Consider the following 396-nt stretch of genomic DNA (forward strand, 5'->3'; position numbering starts at 1 on the left):
CCCCCCCCCCCCCCCCCCCCCCCCCCCCCCCCCCCCCCCCCCCCCCCCCCCCCCCCCCCCCCCCCCCCTTTTTCATCACCCCGCGACCACCGAGATCTACACCCGAACGTTGTCGTCGGCAGCGTCAGATGTGTATAAGAGACAGCTCCAGTACGGTCTGCTCGCGCTGGGCGATCGCGATTACGAACACTTTTGCGGCTTCGGCCGCCTGTTGGTGCCGGTGTCCAAGTCACCCGGCTGCGCGCCCCGCCTGTCTCTTGGACACATCTCCGAGCCCACGAGACCCGTGACCGAATCTCGGTAGAACTCGACGTGTTGTCAAGATGGGGGGGGGGGGGGGGGGGGGGGGGGGGGGGGGGGGGGGGGGGGGGGGGGGGGGGGGGGGGGGGGGGGGGG

The 396-nt window shown here is 73.7% G+C and carries 1 protein-coding gene; it reads left to right on the forward strand.

What is annotated here, in order from left to right; translation table 11 throughout:
• Positions 1-130 precede the first annotated feature (130 nt).
• Positions 131-304 carry a hypothetical protein gene (locus JHD67_RS21555; RefSeq protein WP_199101183.1) on the forward strand — a complete coding sequence of 58 codons (174 nt, stop codon included), beginning with the start codon at positions 131-133 and terminating at the stop codon, positions 302-304.
• The last annotated feature ends 92 nt before the right edge of the window (positions 305-396 follow it).

Origin of the sequence: Dyella sp. ASV21 (assembly GCF_016428975.1) — a bacterium.
Lineage (GTDB): Bacteria > Pseudomonadota > Gammaproteobacteria > Xanthomonadales > Rhodanobacteraceae > Dyella.